The sequence below is a fragment of the Rhizobium beringeri genome, from assembly GCF_004306515.1.
GTDB lineage: Bacteria > Pseudomonadota > Alphaproteobacteria > Rhizobiales > Rhizobiaceae > Rhizobium > Rhizobium beringeri.
Genome location: NZ_SILG01000001.1, coordinates 1,616,888 through 1,632,389 on the forward strand (window position 1 = coordinate 1,616,888; position 15,502 = coordinate 1,632,389).

22 protein-coding genes are annotated in these 15,502 nt (G+C 60.8%); 14 read left to right on the forward strand and 8 right to left on the reverse strand.

The annotated features are described in order from the left end of the window. Positions 1-99 precede the first annotated feature (99 nt). Together radC and map are read right to left on the reverse strand one after the other, a co-directional pair. Positions 100-927, reverse strand: coding sequence for a RadC family protein (gene radC / locus ELH03_RS08255; protein ID WP_130766220.1), 828 nt, complete (start codon positions 925-927; stop codon positions 100-102). 7 nt (positions 928-934) lie between these two features. After that, complete coding sequence (gene map / locus ELH03_RS08260; protein ID WP_012757260.1) at positions 935-1,771, reverse strand: type I methionyl aminopeptidase; 837 nt, start codon at positions 1,769-1,771, stop codon at positions 935-937. A 248-nt stretch (positions 1,772-2,019) separates the two neighbouring features. Between map and ELH03_RS08265 the strand changes: the two genes are divergently transcribed. The 3 genes from ELH03_RS08265 to ELH03_RS08270 all read left to right on the forward strand — a co-directional run bounded on the left by ELH03_RS08265 (position 2,020) and on the right by ELH03_RS08270 (position 3,312). After that, positions 2,020-2,679 carry a TetR/AcrR family transcriptional regulator gene (locus ELH03_RS08265; RefSeq protein WP_128404784.1) on the forward strand — a complete coding sequence of 220 codons (660 nt, stop codon included), beginning with the start codon at positions 2,020-2,022 and terminating at the stop codon, positions 2,677-2,679. 130 nt (positions 2,680-2,809) lie between these two features. Next, on the forward strand, positions 2,810-2,983 hold the full coding sequence (locus ELH03_RS37335; RefSeq protein ID WP_164902173.1) for a hypothetical protein: 174 nt from the start codon (positions 2,810-2,812) through the stop codon (positions 2,981-2,983). Beyond that, complete coding sequence (locus ELH03_RS08270) at positions 2,980-3,312, forward strand: DUF6105 family protein (RefSeq protein WP_018445606.1); 333 nt, start codon at positions 2,980-2,982, stop codon at positions 3,310-3,312. The genes ELH03_RS37335 and ELH03_RS08270 overlap by 4 nt, the downstream gene beginning before the upstream one ends. Here ELH03_RS08270 and ruvX read toward each other — a convergent pair. Continuing rightward, positions 3,249-3,743, reverse strand: coding sequence for a Holliday junction resolvase RuvX (gene ruvX / locus ELH03_RS08275; RefSeq protein WP_128410303.1), 495 nt, complete (start codon positions 3,741-3,743; stop codon positions 3,249-3,251). The two genes, ELH03_RS08270 and ruvX, sit on opposite strands and share 64 nt — an antisense overlap. 179 nt (positions 3,744-3,922) lie before the next feature. Between ruvX and ELH03_RS08285 the strand changes: the two genes are divergently transcribed. The 5 genes from ELH03_RS08285 to ELH03_RS08305 all read left to right on the forward strand — a co-directional run bounded on the left by ELH03_RS08285 (position 3,923) and on the right by ELH03_RS08305 (position 7,311). Then, entirely contained in the window at positions 3,923-4,627 is a 705-nt protein-coding gene (locus tag ELH03_RS08285) for a metal-dependent hydrolase (protein WP_128404788.1), read from the forward strand. Positions 4,628-4,695: 68 nt separating this feature from the next. Further along, positions 4,696-4,983, forward strand: a complete 288-nt coding sequence (gene gatC / locus ELH03_RS08290; protein ID WP_003558942.1) for an Asp-tRNA(Asn)/Glu-tRNA(Gln) amidotransferase subunit GatC — start codon at positions 4,696-4,698, stop codon at positions 4,981-4,983. Positions 4,984-5,040: 57 nt separating this feature from the next. Further along, the gene (gatA, locus tag ELH03_RS08295; RefSeq protein ID WP_128404789.1) at positions 5,041-6,522 is read left to right on the forward strand and encodes an Asp-tRNA(Asn)/Glu-tRNA(Gln) amidotransferase subunit GatA; all 1,482 of its coding nucleotides are present in this window, start codon (positions 5,041-5,043) and stop codon (positions 6,520-6,522) included. After that, on the forward strand, positions 6,513-7,013 hold the full coding sequence (locus ELH03_RS08300) for a GNAT family N-acetyltransferase (RefSeq protein ID WP_130766221.1): 501 nt from the start codon (positions 6,513-6,515) through the stop codon (positions 7,011-7,013). The genes gatA and ELH03_RS08300 overlap by 10 nt, the downstream gene beginning before the upstream one ends. 22 nt (positions 7,014-7,035) lie before the next feature. Continuing rightward, positions 7,036-7,311, forward strand: a complete 276-nt coding sequence (locus tag ELH03_RS08305) for a hypothetical protein (protein WP_128404791.1) — start codon at positions 7,036-7,038, stop codon at positions 7,309-7,311. Positions 7,312-7,361: 50 nt separating this feature from the next. On the opposite strand, the gene ELH03_RS08310 is transcribed toward ELH03_RS08305, so the two are convergent. Next, on the reverse strand, positions 7,362-7,619 hold the full coding sequence (locus ELH03_RS08310) for a YjhX family toxin (protein WP_011651684.1): 258 nt from the start codon (positions 7,617-7,619) through the stop codon (positions 7,362-7,364). A 310-nt stretch (positions 7,620-7,929) separates the two neighbouring features. On the opposite strand from ELH03_RS08310, the gene ELH03_RS08315 reads away from it, so the two are divergent. Further along, on the forward strand, positions 7,930-8,439 hold the full coding sequence (locus ELH03_RS08315; RefSeq protein WP_128404792.1) for a GNAT family N-acetyltransferase: 510 nt from the start codon (positions 7,930-7,932) through the stop codon (positions 8,437-8,439). A gap of 13 nt (positions 8,440-8,452) precedes the next feature. Here ELH03_RS08315 and ELH03_RS08320 read toward each other — a convergent pair whose 3' ends face one another. After that, on the reverse strand, positions 8,453-8,755 hold the full coding sequence (locus ELH03_RS08320) for a DUF1294 domain-containing protein (RefSeq protein ID WP_128404793.1): 303 nt from the start codon (positions 8,753-8,755) through the stop codon (positions 8,453-8,455). A gap of 129 nt (positions 8,756-8,884) precedes the next feature. Between ELH03_RS08320 and gatB the strand changes: the two genes are divergently transcribed. The 5 genes from gatB to ELH03_RS08345 all read left to right on the forward strand — a co-directional run bounded on the left by gatB (position 8,885) and on the right by ELH03_RS08345 (position 12,430). Further along, complete coding sequence (gene gatB / locus ELH03_RS08325) at positions 8,885-10,387, forward strand: Asp-tRNA(Asn)/Glu-tRNA(Gln) amidotransferase subunit GatB (protein ID WP_128410302.1); 1,503 nt, start codon at positions 8,885-8,887, stop codon at positions 10,385-10,387. A 3-nt stretch (positions 10,388-10,390) separates the two neighbouring features. Next, positions 10,391-10,894: a GNAT family N-acetyltransferase gene (locus ELH03_RS08330; RefSeq protein ID WP_128404795.1), complete on the forward strand. Its 504-nt coding sequence runs from the start codon at positions 10,391-10,393 to the stop codon at positions 10,892-10,894. Between the two features lie 4 nt (positions 10,895-10,898). Then, complete coding sequence (locus tag ELH03_RS08335) at positions 10,899-11,372, forward strand: GNAT family N-acetyltransferase (RefSeq protein WP_128410336.1); 474 nt, start codon at positions 10,899-10,901, stop codon at positions 11,370-11,372. 103 nt (positions 11,373-11,475) lie between these two features. After that, positions 11,476-11,874: an NADH:ubiquinone oxidoreductase subunit NDUFA12 gene (locus ELH03_RS08340; RefSeq protein WP_033182512.1), complete on the forward strand. Its 399-nt coding sequence runs from the start codon at positions 11,476-11,478 to the stop codon at positions 11,872-11,874. A gap of 115 nt (positions 11,875-11,989) precedes the next feature. Further along, positions 11,990-12,430, forward strand: coding sequence for a DUF2155 domain-containing protein (locus ELH03_RS08345; RefSeq protein WP_027684885.1), 441 nt, complete (start codon positions 11,990-11,992; stop codon positions 12,428-12,430). Between the two features lie 87 nt (positions 12,431-12,517). Here the strand turns inward: ELH03_RS08345 and ELH03_RS08350 are convergent, their stop codons facing one another. The 3 genes from ELH03_RS08350 to accC form a co-directional block, all read right to left on the reverse strand. Further along, entirely contained in the window at positions 12,518-13,447 is a 930-nt protein-coding gene (locus ELH03_RS08350; RefSeq protein WP_105005847.1) for a DUF2167 domain-containing protein, read from the reverse strand. A gap of 76 nt (positions 13,448-13,523) precedes the next feature. Further along, positions 13,524-14,135 (reverse strand): leucyl/phenylalanyl-tRNA--protein transferase, encoded by a 612-nt coding sequence (gene aat / locus ELH03_RS08355; protein ID WP_130766222.1) that lies wholly within the window; start codon positions 14,133-14,135, stop codon positions 13,524-13,526. A gap of 7 nt (positions 14,136-14,142) precedes the next feature. Beyond that, on the reverse strand, positions 14,143-15,498 hold the full coding sequence (gene accC / locus ELH03_RS08360; RefSeq protein ID WP_197727731.1) for an acetyl-CoA carboxylase biotin carboxylase subunit: 1,356 nt from the start codon (positions 15,496-15,498) through the stop codon (positions 14,143-14,145). Between the last annotated feature and the right edge of the window lie 4 nt (positions 15,499-15,502).

The following is a 15,502-nucleotide window of genomic DNA, read 5'->3' on the forward strand; positions in this document are numbered from 1 at the left end:
AAGGAATCATTTTGCAACGCAAAATGTCGCCCGTCCATCGTTAGCCGGTCAATGTTACAGATTGTTTTACGGCCGCCGATTCCGCCGCACCTGTGCCTTTCAGATCAGCTTCAGCCCCTTCAGGCTGACATGGCCATCCTTGCCGATGATGACGTGGTCGTGGACGGTGATATCGAGCGCCTTGGCGGCATCGATGATCACCTTTGTCATGTCGATGTCGGCGCGTGACGGTGTCGGGTCGCCGGAGGGATGGTTGTGGACGAGGATCATCGCCGTTGCCGAAAGCTCGAGCGCGCATTTCACCACCTCGCGCGGATAGACCGGCGTGTGGTCGACCGTGCCGCGGCCTTGCACCTCATCGGCGACCAGTACATTGCGCTTGTCGAGGAAGAGAATGCGGAATTGTTCGCGGGTCTCGTGCGCCATGGCGGCATGGCAATACTGGATGACCGAAGACCACGAGGACAGGACCTGTTTGCTCCTGAGCTCGCTCTTCAAGGTCCGGTGGGCGACAGTCGAGATCAGCTTCAGGTCGAGCGCCACGGCCTCGCCGACGCCCTTTACCTCGGTCAGCAGCGCCTGAGGCGCACCGAAGACACCGGAGAGCGAGCCGAACCGCTCGATCAGCGCCTTGGCGATCGGCTTGGTGTCGCGCCGCGGGATCAGGCGAAAAAGCAGCAGCTCGAGGATTTCGTAGTCGGCAAGCGCGGTGTCGCCCAGCTCGCGGAAGCGATCGCGCAACCGCTCGCGATGGCCGTGATAATGCTCAGGGACGGCGAGCGAGGCGGGCAGGGCGGTCCTTGCATTTGGCACGGACGATTTTTGCGGCCGTCCGCCAAAAAACGAGCGTTCGTCGGCGGCAATGGGCTCTTGCGTCTCGAAAGGCAGCTCGTCGTCGGAAGATGTCGAAACGGGGCCTTTCGCCATCGAATCGTCACCCGTTGTGCGATGGCAGACCGGGGCGGTCGAGCCCACCCGGCGACAGCGTGAAGATCTCGCAGCCATCGGAAGTGACGCCGACGGTATGTTCGTACTGCGCCGACAGCGAGCGGTCGCGGGTGACCGCCGTCCAGCCGTCGGCCAGCACCTTCACATGCGGCCGGCCAAGGTTGATCATCGGCTCGATGGTGAAGATCATGCCCTCGCGCAGCTCCGGCCCCTCGTTGGCGCGGCCGTAATGCAGGATATTCGGCGAATCGTGGAACAGCCGGCCGACGCCATGGCCGCAGAAATCGCGCACCACCGAACAGCGCTCGGCCTCTGCATAGGTCTGGATCGCCTCGCCGATCGCGCCAGTACGGGCGCCCGGCCTGACGGCGGCAATGCCGCGCATCAGGGATTCATAGGTGACCTCGAGCAGTCGCTCGGCAGCACGCTTCACGACGCCGACGGGATACATCCGGCTGGAATCGCCATGCCAGCCGTCGAGCACGAAGGTGACGTCGATATTGACGATATCGCCGTCACGCAGCGGCTTGTCGTTCGGAATGCCATGGCAGACGACGTGATTGATCGAGGTGCAGGTCGATTTGGTGTAGCCGCGATAATTCAGCGTCGCCGGATAGGCGCCGTGATCCATGCCGAAATCGAAGACGAACCGGTCGATCTCATCGGTCAGCAGGCCGGGCTTGACGATGTCGGCAAGCGCATCGAGGCAGCGCGCGGTCAACTGGCATGCCCTGCGCATACCCTCGAATGCTTCAGCGTCATAAAGCCGGATGGCGCCCGTATTCTTCGGGGGCGCGGTAGAGGCTTCGATATAGTTCACCATTGCAGGGCCTTAGCGGAGATTATTAGATTTGTTCATAATGCAGCTATGCCGGGTTCGTCCATCACGATCAACCGCCAGGATGAGATTTCTGAACGGATCCGATCAGCCCAGCGTGCAGCTTTCCACATCCGTTCGACGGACAATCATCGGTCTGGCTGGAATATCCACAATCTTCCCAAGGAGATAGGATTGATTGCATGAAGCCTCCCCGCTACTCACCGATTGGTGACAGCGGGGAAGGGTCGGTCATGCTGAATGAAGCGGTAAATCTTGAAAATTCACCCGGGGTCGGTGGAGAGCCGGAACGGCGCGTGCGTGATCGCGGGGCCACCGAGCGCGCAATCCTTGCCGCCGCCAAGGGCCTGCTGGCCGAGGAAGGCTTCCAGAATTTCGGCATCAATGCGGTTGCCCGCCGCGCCGGTTGCGACAAGCAGCTGATCTATCGCTATTACGGCGGCCTCGACGGCTTGGTAGAGGCGATCGGCGCCGATCTCGGCACATGGGTGAAGGATCGCATCCCGGAAGACGCCGGCGGCATGTTTCTGCTCACCTATGGCGACCTGATGGAGCGGCTGTCGCTTCTCCTCCTCGACGCCTTGAGAAACGATCCGCTGATGCGCCGCATCCTCGCCTGGGAGATTTCGGAAAACACCGAACAGGTGAGGCGGCTGTCCGAGGCGCGTTCGAAGGCGCTCGCCCTGTGGCTGGAGCGCATGCGCGGCTCGCTGGCGCCACCGAAGGGCGTGGATGCGGCTGCCGTCAACGCCGTCGTCATCGCGGCGATCCAGCACCTCGTACTGGCCGCCGCAGCCGGCGGGCAATGCGCCGGCCTGTCGCTGAAGACATCAAAGGACTGGGAGAAGGCGGCGACGGCGCTGAAGCGCATCGTGCGCGGCGTCTACGGCTGACACCTGCCTCATCCACAGGGGGCGGGCGCCGCGTTAACCTTAACAAATGGTTTACGTTGCGTGGGGCTGGTTGAGCCGACAGTGTGGCTGTGAGCAGAGATGTATGAGTAGAAGCCCCGAGTTGACTCCCATGGGAACCAAGATCGCTAAAGCCGCGTTTCTCATGACGGCGATGATGTTTTTCGCAGTCCTGGCGCTGGATATCGCAATTCCCGCGCTGGTGCTTTGCATCATGGCATTGTCGATCTGGTTGGTCTCCCTCGATCTGCCCGTGGCACGCAAGCATGGAGGAGAGGCCGCATGAAGTGGTTTCTGATCTTCTGGGCCGGCCCCATCGTCTTTCTGGGCGGATGGTACTGGCTCTCCTATTATGACATGAGTTTCGGCATCTTCATGTTCACGCGGCAGGTCCATGACCTGACCTTCGAGCTTTATGGCAAGGCGCTCGGCATTCCGCCGGAGACCATCCCGCCGCTCGTTGCCCGCGCGATCGCGGTGGACAGCCTCGTCGTCTTCGCCATCCTTGGCCTGCGCAAGCGCAAGTCGATCATCGCTTGGTGGAAGGCACGTCAGGCGCTGAATTCATCTCCATCAGACCTTGCCAGCAAGGAAAGCCTGTCGAGCGCGCCCTGAAGAATGAAGCTTGCCGCGGCCGAATCAATCCGTTCGGCCCGCTTGGCGCGCGAAACGTCCATTTCGAGCAGCGTCCGTTCGGCCGCAACCGTCGAAAGCCGCTCATCCCAGTAGACGAAGGGCAGCGCTGTCTTCTGCTCCATATTGCGCACGAAGGCGCGCGTCGCCTGCACGCGCGGACCTGCCGATCCATCCATGTTCATCGGCAGGCCGATGATAAAGCCTGCGACCTTTTCCGCTATCGCGAAATCCAGCAGCGCCTGGGCATCGATGGTGAACTTGACGCGGCGGATCACCGTGCGCGGCGTGGCGAAGCGCCGTCCGAGATCGGACATCGAAAGCCCGATCGTCTTGGTGCCGAGATCGAGGCCGGCAATTGCCTGTCGCGGGGCAAGAGTGTCGGCCATTTCCTCGATTGTCAGCACCGTCATCGCCGTTTCATCCCGTCAAAACAAATTGAAGTCGCCGCCGCTTTTCTTTGCGGCCGCATAAGATATGTCCTTAGGGCATGACGCCGAAAAGTGTGAGCGGTTTTCGGACGACATCATGCCCTCATTCTTTGATGTGGCATCGAAACCGGCTTTGCATCACGTAATAAAGGAGACATTTCATGAAGATCACCTGGCTCGGCCATTCCGCCTTCCGCATCGAGACAGCAAAGGCGAAGATCCTGCTCGACCCATTCCTCAGCTATAACGCCTCCTTTTCCGGCCAGGATATCAAGGATGTTTCCGCAGGCATCACCCACATCCTGCTGACGCATGGGCATGGCGATCATGTCGGCGATACCGTGGCGCTCGCCAAGGAAACCGGCGCCGTCGTTCTCGCCAATGCCGATCTCGCCGCTTGGCTCGGCTCCAAGGGCGTCGACAAGATAGAGATGGGCAATACCGGCGGCACGATCGCGCTCGGCAGCTTCTCGGCGACCTTCACCAATGCACTGCATTCCTCCGCCCAGATCACCGAGGACGGCGTCTCGCATGCGCTCGGCAACGCCAACGGCCTGATGCTGCATTTCGACGACGAAGCCTCGATCCTTGCCATGGGCGACACCGACATCTTCTCCGACATGGCGCTGATCAACGAATTGCACCAGCCTGATATCGGCTTCGTGCCGGTCGGCGACCGCTTCACCATGGGCGGCGCGGTGGCAGCACTTGCCTGCCGGCGTTATTTCAACTTCAAGACCGCGATCCCCTGCCATTACGGCACCTTCCCGATCATCGAGCAGACGGCCGAAAAATTCGTTGCCGGCATGGAGGGATCGACGACGGATGTGAAGGCAATCAAGCCTTCCGAGAGCCTGTCGATCTGACGAAACCCCGTTGCACACGGCGGACATGGTCTTTATAGCGGGTAGGAAAATCCTATCCGGAGAATGCCATGTCCGTCGATCTTGCCACCGTGAAGCGCGTCGCCCGCCTTGCCCGTATTGCCGTCTCCGAGGACGAGGCAAATCGCATGGTCGGCGAGCTGAACGGCATCCTTGGCTTCGTCGAGCAACTCTCCGAAGTGAATGTCGACGGCGTCGAGGCGATGACCTCGGTTACCCCGATGGCGATGAAGAAGCGGACCGATGAGGTGACCGACGGCAGCAAGGCAGCCGATATCGTCGCCAATGCGCCCGTCACCGACCACAATTTTTTCCTGGTGCCGAAAGTCGTCGAATAAGGCTTCGAAGCCTCTTTCCGACCCTGTTGCCATTTCCAGATCTGAAGCGAAAACACAATGAGCGAACTCACCAGCCTGACCATTGCCGAAGCCCGCCAGAAGCTGCGCGCCAAGGAAATCACCGCGATCGAGCTGACCGAAGCCTATATCTCGGCGATCGATGCGGCCAATGGCCGGCTGAACGCCTATATAAAGGTCACGCCGGATCTCGCCCGCGTCATGGCGAAGAACTCCGACGAGCGCATCGCCGCCGGCAAGGCGGGCGACCTCGAAGGCATTCCGCTCGGCATCAAGGATCTCTTTGCCACCGTCGGCGTTCACACCCAGGCCTGCAGCCACATTCTCGATGGTTTCGAGCCGCGTTATGAATCGACCGTGACGCAGAACCTCTGGGATGACGGCGCCGTTATGCTCGGCAAGCTGAACATGGATGAGTTCGCCATGGGCTCCTCCAACGAGACTTCGCATTACGGCGCGGTGATCAATCCCTGGCGTGCCGCAGGCTCCAACCAGCAGCTCGTGCCCGGCGGCTCCTCCGGCGGTTCGGCTTCAGCCGTCGCCGCGCATCTTTGCGCCGGCGCAACCGCGACCGATACCGGCGGCTCGATCCGCCAGCCGGCCGCCTTCACCGGCACCGTCGGCATCAAGCCGACCTATGGCCGCTGCTCGCGCTGGGGCACCGTTGCCTTCGCCTCCTCGCTTGATCAGGCAGGCCCGATCGCGCGCGACGTGCGCGATGCCGCGATCCTTTTGAAGTCGATGGCAAGCGTCGACGCGAAGGACACGACATCGGTGGATCTGCCGGTGCCGGATTATGAGGCAGTCCTCGGCCAGTCGCTGAGGGGCATGAAGATCGGCATCCCGAACGAATACCGTGTCGACGGCATGCCCGACGAGATCGAAACCCTCTGGCGCCAGGGCATTGCCTGGCTGAAGGATGCCGGTGCCGAAATCGTCGACATCTCGCTGCCGCACACCAAATACGCCCTTCCGGCCTATTACATCGTCGCTCCGGCCGAGGCATCTTCGAACCTCGCGCGCTACGACGGCGTGCGCTACGGCCTGCGTGTCGACGGCAAGGATATCGTCGACATGTATGAGAAGACGCGGGCCGCGGGCTTCGGCAAGGAAGTCAAGCGCCGCATCATGATCGGCACCTATGTGCTGTCGGCCGGTTATTACGACGCCTATTACATCCGCGCCCAGAAGGTCCGCACGCTGATCAAGCGTGATTTCGAACTCGCCTTCGACGCCGGCGTCGACGCCATCCTGACGCCGGCAACGCCGTCGTCGGCCTTCGGCGTTGCCGATGAGAATCTCGCCGCCGATCCGGTGAAGATGTATCTGAACGACATCTTCACGGTGACGGTCAACATGGCGGGCCTGCCCGGCATCGCCGTGCCCGCCGGCCTCGATCACAAGGGCCTGCCGCTCGGCCTGCAGTTGATCGGCAAGCCCTTCGATGAAGAAACCCTCTTCAAGACCGCTCATGTCATCGAGCAGGCGGCCGGCCGGTTTACGCCGGCCAAGTGGTGGTAACGGACCTAACGATCCGAAAGATAGCGGCTGCCGACCACGAGGTGGTCGGCGCCCTCGGCTTTGCCGCATGGGCCGCAAGCGATGCCTTCGGGGACAGCTATCTCGATCCCGATGTGATCGCCAGGGTGCGGCACGAGTTCGCCATCTTTCCTGAGGAAACGAAAGGTGAGATCTTCGTTGCCGAACGGGGCGAGACGATCGTCGGCTGGGGCGCGCGTGAAAACCAACCGAACTATATGTCCGACCTCTGGGTGCATCCCGATCATCAGGGTAAGGGCGTCGGCCGGGCTCTCCTGCTTCATTTGTGTGAGGTGATGGCCTCAGAGGGGTTGGCGATTGCCAGGCTCGACACGCATGCCGGGAATGAGGGCGCGATCCGGCTCTACGAACGCTGCGGCTTCACCATTGTTTGGCGCGGCCGCGAATTTTCCGAGAGCATGGGCGTGGAACTTGAAAAGGTCCATCTGGAGAAGCGGTTGGTTGACCGATAGCGGGAACCAGCAAGGAGGTCTTATGGCGAACAGTGATCTTGTGCGATTGATCGAGGCAATTGATCGTCTTGCTGCCGGCGGTTTCACCATGGGCGCGGATTGGCAATCGGTCCACGACATCTGCCAACACCACGAAGGCGAACAGCCGTTCGACTGGGGGCACGCCCTTTGCCATCGCATCGAGGGCGATGACTGGAATGCCGATTACTGGTATCGCCGCGCCGGCAGGACGCGCGGCACGGGCACGATGGCCGACGAGTGGTCGGCGATGCGGACGGAACTCTCCGCAAAGGCTTGAGGCGATACCCCTGACCGCGCCCGTTCGAGACGCGGTCAGGAGTGCCACTATTACCTGTTGTTCAGCTGCGACCTGACCAGCCTCAGCCCTCTTTCGGTGATCCGGTAGGGCTGGCCGCCTGACGACTTGATTGCCCTTAGCCGCTTCAGCCTGCGAAAGAGATCGAGGTCGACGCCGGGATAGAGCCAGCCGTCGCGGGTGAAACAACTGACCGCCTCGATCTTCCTGTCGTCGTCGCGGGTAATTTCAATGCGGCCGCCCTGGGCCATGAGATGCAGGATGCGCTGCTCCGTGCGAGAAATGTCCATGTGTTGAGATCCGGTGTCGCGCCCGGCAGGGCGCACAAAAACGATCTGGCGCTCATTCGAACGTCAGGGCTTCGTTTTTTCGGGCCCATGCGCGCAAGCGAACTTGCGGGCAGGGCCTTTACCGGGTCTCAGGCAGGCTCAACATAAAACACCTCGATAGGGTTTATTATTCAGCCCGGAAAATTCGGTCAAGAGCGTGGTCTCAGGTCAAAACCCGTCGAAAACCTTACTTTTGGTCGATCATCCCTTTGGAGGTACTGGTAAATTCCGCGACTCAATGGTCTAGTTGAGGGGTAACGCGGAGGTGTCGTTGATCCACATTCGCAATGCCCGCGACGGTGAAGCGGAGCTGTTGAGCGAGATCGGGCTGAGGGCCTGGCAAAATGCGATGGCGTCGATCGGCGAATCGGACGCGATGATCGATGCAGCGCGCAACGCCTTTCGGAACTTCGTGGAAAACGACTGGTTGACCATCACCGTCGTCGAACAGAACGGCCAGGTCGCAGGCTGGGCGGCGCGCGAAGGATTGGACGAAACCATCTCGGATTTCTGGATCGATCCCGCCTTCACCCGCCAGGGCCTCGGTTCGGCCCTTCTCGTCCGTGTCGAAAAGGAGATCGCCGATCAGGGCCTCGAGAAGGCGGCGATGCAGACCCATTCCGGCAATAGCGAGGCGATCGGCTTCTTCCAGAAGCACGGCTACAGCATTCATTGGCTCTCGGTTGCCTACAATCCGAAGCTCGACCGTGACGTGCCCTCCGTTGGACTGACGAAACAGCTCGTTTCGGATAGCCAAGGTGCGTATGGGCTGGAATTCTGATGCTTCAAAAATCCTAAAGAAGGAGAGGGCTCCATTGCGGCAGGAAGGCCATCACAGCAATCAGTGCGCCGTGCAGGATGAGGATCGCCGCCAGGATTGACCGGAACGGCTCCTTTCTCGTCTTGTGCCGCAGCAACTGCTGTGCAGCCAGCGCGCCAAGGCTGCCGCCGATCAGCGCAAGGATGAGAAGCGTGCGCTCGCTGATGCGCCACCTGCCGTGGCGCGCCGCCTGCTTGTCCATGAAATAGATCGAGAACACCAAGAGGTTCAGCGCCAGAAACAACAAGGCCGATTTGATAATATCGATCGTCGTCATCGGGAAACCCTACCGTGGCTGCGTTAACGAACGGCAAAACGGCGATGCGGACCACGGCGAAAGCCTTGCACCGGCACGCCATTTCCTTTACCTCACCAATGGAAAAGAACAGCCTGCAAAGAGCATCAGATGACCCTTGTCGACGTCCGCACGCCTGATCCGAAACGCTTCATCCCCGGCGCTACCGGCGACTGGGAAGTCATCGTCGGCATGGAAGTCCATGCCCAGGTGCTGTCCAATTCGAAGCTCTTCTCCGGCGCTTCGACGGAATTCGGCAAGCCGCAGAATTCGAACGTCTCGATGGTCGACGCCGCCATGCCCGGCATGCTGCCCGTCATCAACGAGGAATGCGTCAAGCAGGCTGTTCGCACCGGCCTCGGCCTGAAAGCCCAGATCAACAAGCGCTCGCTCTTTGATCGCAAGAACTATTTCTATCCCGACTTGCCGCAGGGCTATCAGATCTCGCAGTTCAAGGATCCGATCGTCGGCGAGGGCAAGATCGTCATTTCACTCGGGCCCGATCGCCAGGGCCAGTTCGAAGACATCGAGATCGGCATCGAGCGCCTGCATCTGGAGCAGGATGCCGGCAAGTCGATGCACGACCAGCACGCCACCATGTCTTATGTCGATCTCAACCGTTCCGGCGTCGCACTGATGGAGATCGTCTCCAAGCCTGACATGCGCTCGTCCGACGAGGCCAAGGCCTACATGACCAAGCTGCGCTCGATCGTGCGCTATCTCGGCACCTGCGACGGCAACATGGACGAAGGTTCGATGCGCGCCGACGTCAACGTCTCGGTCCGCCGTCCGGGCGAGGGTTTCGGCACGCGTTGCGAGATCAAGAACGTTAACTCCATCCGCTTCATCGGCCAGGCGATCGAATATGAAGCTCGCCGCCAGATCGGCATTCTGGAGGAAGGCGGCAAGATCGATCAGGAGACCCGCCTCTTCGACCCGAACAAGGGCGAGACGCGCTCGATGCGCTCCAAGGAGGATGCGCACGACTATCGTTATTTCCCCGATCCGGATCTGCTGCCGCTCGAATTCGACGATGCCTTCGTCAAGGCGCTCGAAGCCGATCTGCCGGAACTGCCCGACGACAAGAAGGAGCGCTTCGTGCGTGAGCTCGGCCTGTCGATCTACGACGCCTCGGTGCTCGTTTCCGAAAAGGCGATCGCCGACTATTACGAAGCAGTCGCCGAAGGCCGTGACGGCAAGATGGCCGCCAACTGGGTGATCAACGATCTGCTCGGCGCCCTGAACCGCACCGGCAAGGACATCGAGCAGACGCCGGTTTCGCCGGCCCGGCTCGGCGCCATCATCGATCTCATCAAGGCGGGAACCATATCCGGCAAGATCGCCAAGGATCTCTTCGAGATCGTGCTCACCGAGGGCGGCGATCCCGCCGAGATCGTCGAGGCGCGCGGCATGAAGCAGGTGACGGATACCGGCGCGATCGAAAAGGCCGTAGACGAGATCATCGCCGCCAATCCCGATCAGGTCGAAAAGGTCAAGGCGAAGCCGACCATGGCAGCATGGTTCGTCGGCCAGGTGATGAAAGCGACCGGCGGCAAGGCCAATCCGCAGGCTGTCCAGGCCCTCGTCAAGGCGAAGCTCGGCATCGAGGAATAAGCGGTGTATTTCGTCCGCACCGCCGGTGAGCGCGACCTGGAGAAGGTGCGCGCCCTGCTGGCGGAGAGCTTTCACGCCACCTATGACGGCCTGCATGGCGCAACCAAGGTCGATGATCTGATCATCCATCTCTTTTCGCCGGCGGCGCTGAAGGCGCGGCTGATGCGAAAGGATGCCGAATTCCTCGTTGCCGACGACGGCCGCAATATCGGCGGCATGGGTTATGCGGCAATGTCGCAGGCACTGACGAAGACGGTCATGCTGCATCTCCTCTACGTCAGGCCGGCGCTGCAGCGCCAGGGCATCGGCCGCGATATCTTCGCCGAGCTCGAAACCTGCTTCCCGGATGCGGAGATCATGCGTCTCGAAGTCGAGCCGCAGAATGCGGCGGCGATCGCCTTCTATCTCACGCACGGCTTCACCGAGATCGGCCGCAACGAGAATAGCGGAGCCGGGCAATCCGGCATTCCGGCGCTGATCTTTGAAAAGCCGCTCGAAGGGCATTGAAGCCGTGGTGGTCGAGTTGCCCAACATTGTCGTTCGCCAGGCAAGCAGGGAAGATCTGCCGGCGCTTGTGGCAATGTTTGCCGCCGATGCGCTTGGCGGTCATGGCGATACCACGGAAGCTGAAGCCTTCCCGGATTATCTCAGGGCCTTCGCCGTCATCGAGGCTTCGTCCGACCAGACGCTTTACGTTGCAGAGCGCGGCGGCGAGGTCGTCGGCACGTTCCAGACGATGGTGACGACCTCGCTCACTGGCCGTGGCTCCTCGGCGATGATCATCGAGGCGGTGCAGACGCGTGCCGATATGCGCGGGCAGGGGATCGGTGCCGCGATGATCGAGTTCGCCATAGCCGAGGCAAAAGGCCGCGGTATCAGGCGGGTAGCGTTGACCTCGAATGCGGTGCGTAGGGATGCCCATCGTTTCTATGAAAGGCTGGGCTTCAAGCCCTCGCATCTGGGCTTCAAGATGGCTTTGAAATGACCCGTGGCTGTCGTGGAATCGCTGGACAATTCGGCTTGACGACGGCATAAGCGAGGAAACGAATTCTGGTTTGGCTCGCATCTGGCGGGCACAAGGAAAAGACATGTGGAATCTTCTGGTTCAGACCTTTACCTGGTGGAACGGTCAGACGATGGGCACGCGTTTTGCGACCTGGCGTTTTGGCAAGCGCGTCGGCGAGGATGAATTCGGCAATGTCTACTACGAAGGCGGCATGTCTTCCTATGGTCTGCCGAAGCGCTGGGTGATCTACAAGGGTTATGCCGAAGCCTCCGCCATTCCTCCGGGCTGGCATGGCTGGATGCATCATCGCACCGATGTTCCCCCGTCCAAAGAAACCTACGTCGCCAAGGAATGGCAGAAGGCACACCGTCCCAACCACACCGGTTCGCCGCAGGCCTATCGTCCGCCGGGCTCCATCGCCGTTCCGGGCGAACGTCCGCGCGTCACCGGCGATTATGACGCCTGGACGCCGGGCAACTGAGACGGCCCGACCGGGCGATCCCAAGACCCGGCTTTTGGCCACAATTGACCTTTACCCGCAGGTTGGCCGCGCTTGACCGCGGCCGTGAACTGAAAATGTCTGGAGACGGGTACACATGACGCTCTTCACGCGGAACAAGGTCCTGCGTGCCGCCGGATCGCTGCTGGCGCTCTCGGCCCTGCTTCCGCCAGTTGCGGCAAATGCCGCACGCATCGAAAATCCGGTTGCCGTCTTCTCCGGTCTCGACAAGATCACCGGCCGCATCACGACGTTCGACGTTTATGTCAATGAGACGGTACAGTTCGGCGCGCTGCAGGTGACACCGAAGGCCTGTTATTCGCGCGATCAGTCGGAAGCGCAGAAGATCGACGGTTTCGTCGAGGTCGACGAGATCACCCTCGACCGCAAGATCCGCCGCATCTTCACCGGCTGGATGTTTGCCGCCAGCCCCGGCCTCAATGCCGTCGAGCACCCGATCTACGACGTCTGGCTGAAAGACTGCAAGACGACCTCGGACGTCCCGGCTCCTGACGGTACCAAGGCGACAGCCCGCTAACACCTCTCATCACGCCTTACAGTGCCGCAGGTCTTTTCAGACGCGCGGCGCTGTAACACGTTGAATTACGCAGTAGCCTGGGTGAGCCTATGCGGTGGGTGTCTTGTTCCTGCTGAAAAGGCCCTTGGCAAAGCGAAGCGCACCCGCGAACACGATGAAGACGAGGACGCCGGCCTTTTTGAAGAAGGCGAGGGCGAGTGCCAGCAATCCCACCTTGGCGGCAATCTTGGCGCCCGCGCCCGCAGCAATCATTCCCGCCATCCCATAGGCCGCGATCTTGTCACCTTCGACGTAGTCGGTATAGGCCATTCCCTTGTCGAACTGCACGAGCTTGGTGACGGACGGAATGACGTCCTCGATCTCCTTCAACTGAGCGAGGCCGGCGACGAAGTCGAATTGGAATACACCCTGGCGGCCGAGCACGCGCACGGAATAGTTCAGCGTGTGCTGTGCCTGCGTGTCATCGCCGAACACCAGATCACGCGCCCAATGCATGGCATGCGCCGATGTGTCGTAGTGCGGCGTGGAAGCCCAGCCGACAAGCGTGATCTTCTGAAAACCCTGCTTTTCGCGTTCGACGTTGTTTTCTCTGATGGAATCTTTGATGTTTTGCAGCAATTCGTCGTAATTCGTCGTGGCGGCGTCGACATCCGAGACGTAGCCGTCGGCGCTGTATTCCACGATTGAGCCCCAGGCCTCGACATCGGTCGGTGCGTATTTCGCCGGGAAGATCATCCCCATCGTTCCCTCCGCCGCCGCCGGAGGATTTCCCCAGATGTCGACGAGCACCCTCTTCGTGTCGGCAGGGCTGAGATAGTAGAAGTCGGCGGGCACGTTCAGCGTTGCCTTGGCTTCAGGCAGCTTGATCACGCCCTGCTGGAAATCAAGCTTCTCCAGCAACGGCTTTTCCGCGTCGGAAAAATCGGTCCTGTTCGGGAACATGTCCTGATATGGGCGTGCGCCGGCTTGACCGGCAAACAAGGTCAAAAGGATCGCGGCTGCAAAATATCGTTTCAAAATTCTATCCCCCGTTGCATTTTGCAAACCTAGCCAAATCGGCTGATAAATCAACGCATGGACGAATTGATCGCGATTAAAACTTAAGGTGCGGCGACTCCATCGCTGCAGAAAGCATCTCGGCATAGTCGGCCTTCGGAACATCGATCGCCCCGAACGTCTTCAGGTGCTCGGTGGTGAACTGGGTGTCGAGCAGGGTGAAGCCCCTTTCCCGCAGCCGGTCGACGAGATGGACGAGGCAGATCTTCGAGGCATCCGTCCGGCGCGAAAACATGCTTTCGCCGAAGAAGGCCGAGCCGAGCGAGACGCCGTAGAGGCCGCCGACCAGCTCATCGCCCTCCCAGGCTTCGACCGTATGGGCATGGCCCATGTCGAAGAGCGTCGAATAAAGTGATCTGATCGTCCTGTTGATCCAGGTGCTTGGGCGCCCGGATGTTTCCTCCGCACAGGCCGCGATGACCTGATCGAACGCGTGATCGAAACGGATCTCGAAGGATTTCTTGCGCACCGTCTTGGCAAGGCTCTTCGACACATGGAAATGGTCGAGCGGCAGCACGCCGCGCAGTTCCGGCTCGACCCAGAAGATCTCCGGGTCGTCGGCGGATTCGGCCATCGGGAAGAGGCCGATGGAATAGGCGCGCAGGAGAATTTCAGGGGTGATGCCTGGTGACTTCCTGCGCGATGCCATTCCCGTCCTATGCCGCCGGTGTGTTGGCGAGGTAGTGTTCCAGCCAGTGGATGTCGTAGTCGCCGTTGGCGATATCCTGGTTGGAGACGAGATCCTGGAACAACGGCAGCGTCGTATTGATGCCGTCGACGACAAATTCGTCGAGCGCCCGGCGCAGGCGCATCATGCATTCGACGCGGGTACGGCCATGCACGATCAGCTTGCCGATGAGGCTGTCGTAATAAGGGGGGATCTTGTAGCCCTGATAGGCACCGGAATCGATGCGCACGCCAAGGCCGCCCGGCGCGTGGAAATGCGTAATGGTGCCGGGCGAAGGCACGAAGGTGCGCGGGTGCTCGGCATTGATGCGGCACTCGATGGCGTGACCGGAAAAATGCACTTCGTCCTGCGTCACCGAGAGACCACCGCCGGAAGCGACGCGGATCTGCTCATGCACCAGGTCGATGCCGGTGATCGCTTCCGTTATCGGATGCTCCACCTGCAGGCGGGTGTTCATTTCGATGAAATAGAACTCGCCGTTCTCATAGAGGAATTCGATCGTGCCGGCACCGCGATATTTCAGCTTCTTCATGGCGTCGGCGCAGATCTGGCCGATCTTCATGCGCTGCTCGACGTTGAGCGCCGGCGAATTCGCCTCTTCCCAGACCTTCTGATGGCGGCGCTGCAGCGAGCAGTCGCGCTCGCCGAGATGGATGGCATTTCCTTCGCCATCGCCAAACACCTGGATTTCGATGTGGCGCGGTTTGCCGAGATATTTTTCCATATAGACGGCATCGTTGCCGAAGGCGGCTGCCGCTTCCGTGCGCGCCGTCGACCAGGCCTCGATCACGTCGGCCTCGCTCTTGGCGACTTTCATGCCGCGTCCGCCGCCGCCGGCCGTTGCCTTGATCAGCACGGGATAGCCGATTTCGGCGGCTGTCTTCAGCGCATCCTCTTCGGTCTTCACTTCGCCGTCCGAGCCTGGAACGACGGGAATGCCAAGTTCCAGTGCCGTCGTCTTCGCGGTGATCTTATCGCCCATGATGCGGATATGGTCCGCCGTCGGTCCGATAAAGGTGATGCCGTGGGCTTCGAGGATATCGGCGAACTTGGCATTCTCCGACAGAAAGCCGTAGCCCGGATGCACGGCGTCAGCGCCGGTGATCTCGCAGGCGGCGACGATCTGGTGGATGTTGAGATAGCTCTCACGCGAGGAGGGCGGGCCGATGCAGACACTCTCGTCGGCAAGGCGCACATGCATGGCATCGGCGTCGGCGGTGGAATGAACCGCGACGCAGGCGATGCCGAGCTCCTTGCAGGCCCGGAGCACGCGAAGGGCGATTTCCCCGCGATTGGCGATGAGGATTTTCGAAATCATGGGCATGGGC

Coding starts and splice junctions, on each gene's coding strand:
- ELH03_RS37335 (WP_164902173.1), top strand. CDS start 2,810: ATGGGAACCAAGATCGCTAAAGCCGCGTTTCTCATGACGGCGATGATG.
- gatA (WP_128404789.1), top strand. CDS start 5,041: ATGAGCGAACTCACCAGCCTGACCATTGCCGAAGCCCGCCAGAAGCTG.
- map (WP_012757260.1), bottom strand. CDS start 1,771: ATGGTGAACTATATCGAAGCCTCTACCGCGCCCCCGAAGAATACGGGC.
- radC (WP_130766220.1), bottom strand. CDS start 927: ATGGCGAAAGGCCCCGTTTCGACATCTTCCGACGACGAGCTGCCTTTC.
- ELH03_RS08270 (WP_018445606.1), top strand. CDS start 2,980: ATGAAGTGGTTTCTGATCTTCTGGGCCGGCCCCATCGTCTTTCTGGGC.
- aat (WP_130766222.1), bottom strand. CDS start 14,135: ATGGCATCGCGCAGGAAGTCACCAGGCATCACCCCTGAAATTCTCCTG.
- gatB (WP_128410302.1), top strand. CDS start 8,885: ATGACCCTTGTCGACGTCCGCACGCCTGATCCGAAACGCTTCATCCCC.
- ELH03_RS08345 (WP_027684885.1), top strand. CDS start 11,990: ATGACGCTCTTCACGCGGAACAAGGTCCTGCGTGCCGCCGGATCGCTG.
- ELH03_RS08320 (WP_128404793.1), bottom strand. CDS start 8,755: ATGACGACGATCGATATTATCAAATCGGCCTTGTTGTTTCTGGCGCTG.
- ruvX (WP_128410303.1), bottom strand. CDS start 3,743: ATGACGGTGCTGACAATCGAGGAAATGGCCGACACTCTTGCCCCGCGA.
- accC (WP_197727731.1), bottom strand. CDS start 15,498: ATGCCCATGATTTCGAAAATCCTCATCGCCAATCGCGGGGAAATCGCC.
- ELH03_RS08285 (WP_128404788.1), top strand. CDS start 3,923: ATGAAGATCACCTGGCTCGGCCATTCCGCCTTCCGCATCGAGACAGCA.
- ELH03_RS08310 (WP_011651684.1), bottom strand. CDS start 7,619: ATGGACATTTCTCGCACGGAGCAGCGCATCCTGCATCTCATGGCCCAG.
- gatC (WP_003558942.1), top strand. CDS start 4,696: ATGTCCGTCGATCTTGCCACCGTGAAGCGCGTCGCCCGCCTTGCCCGT.
- ELH03_RS08340 (WP_033182512.1), top strand. CDS start 11,476: ATGTGGAATCTTCTGGTTCAGACCTTTACCTGGTGGAACGGTCAGACG.
- ELH03_RS08265 (WP_128404784.1), top strand. CDS start 2,020: ATGCTGAATGAAGCGGTAAATCTTGAAAATTCACCCGGGGTCGGTGGA.
- ELH03_RS08305 (WP_128404791.1), top strand. CDS start 7,036: ATGGCGAACAGTGATCTTGTGCGATTGATCGAGGCAATTGATCGTCTT.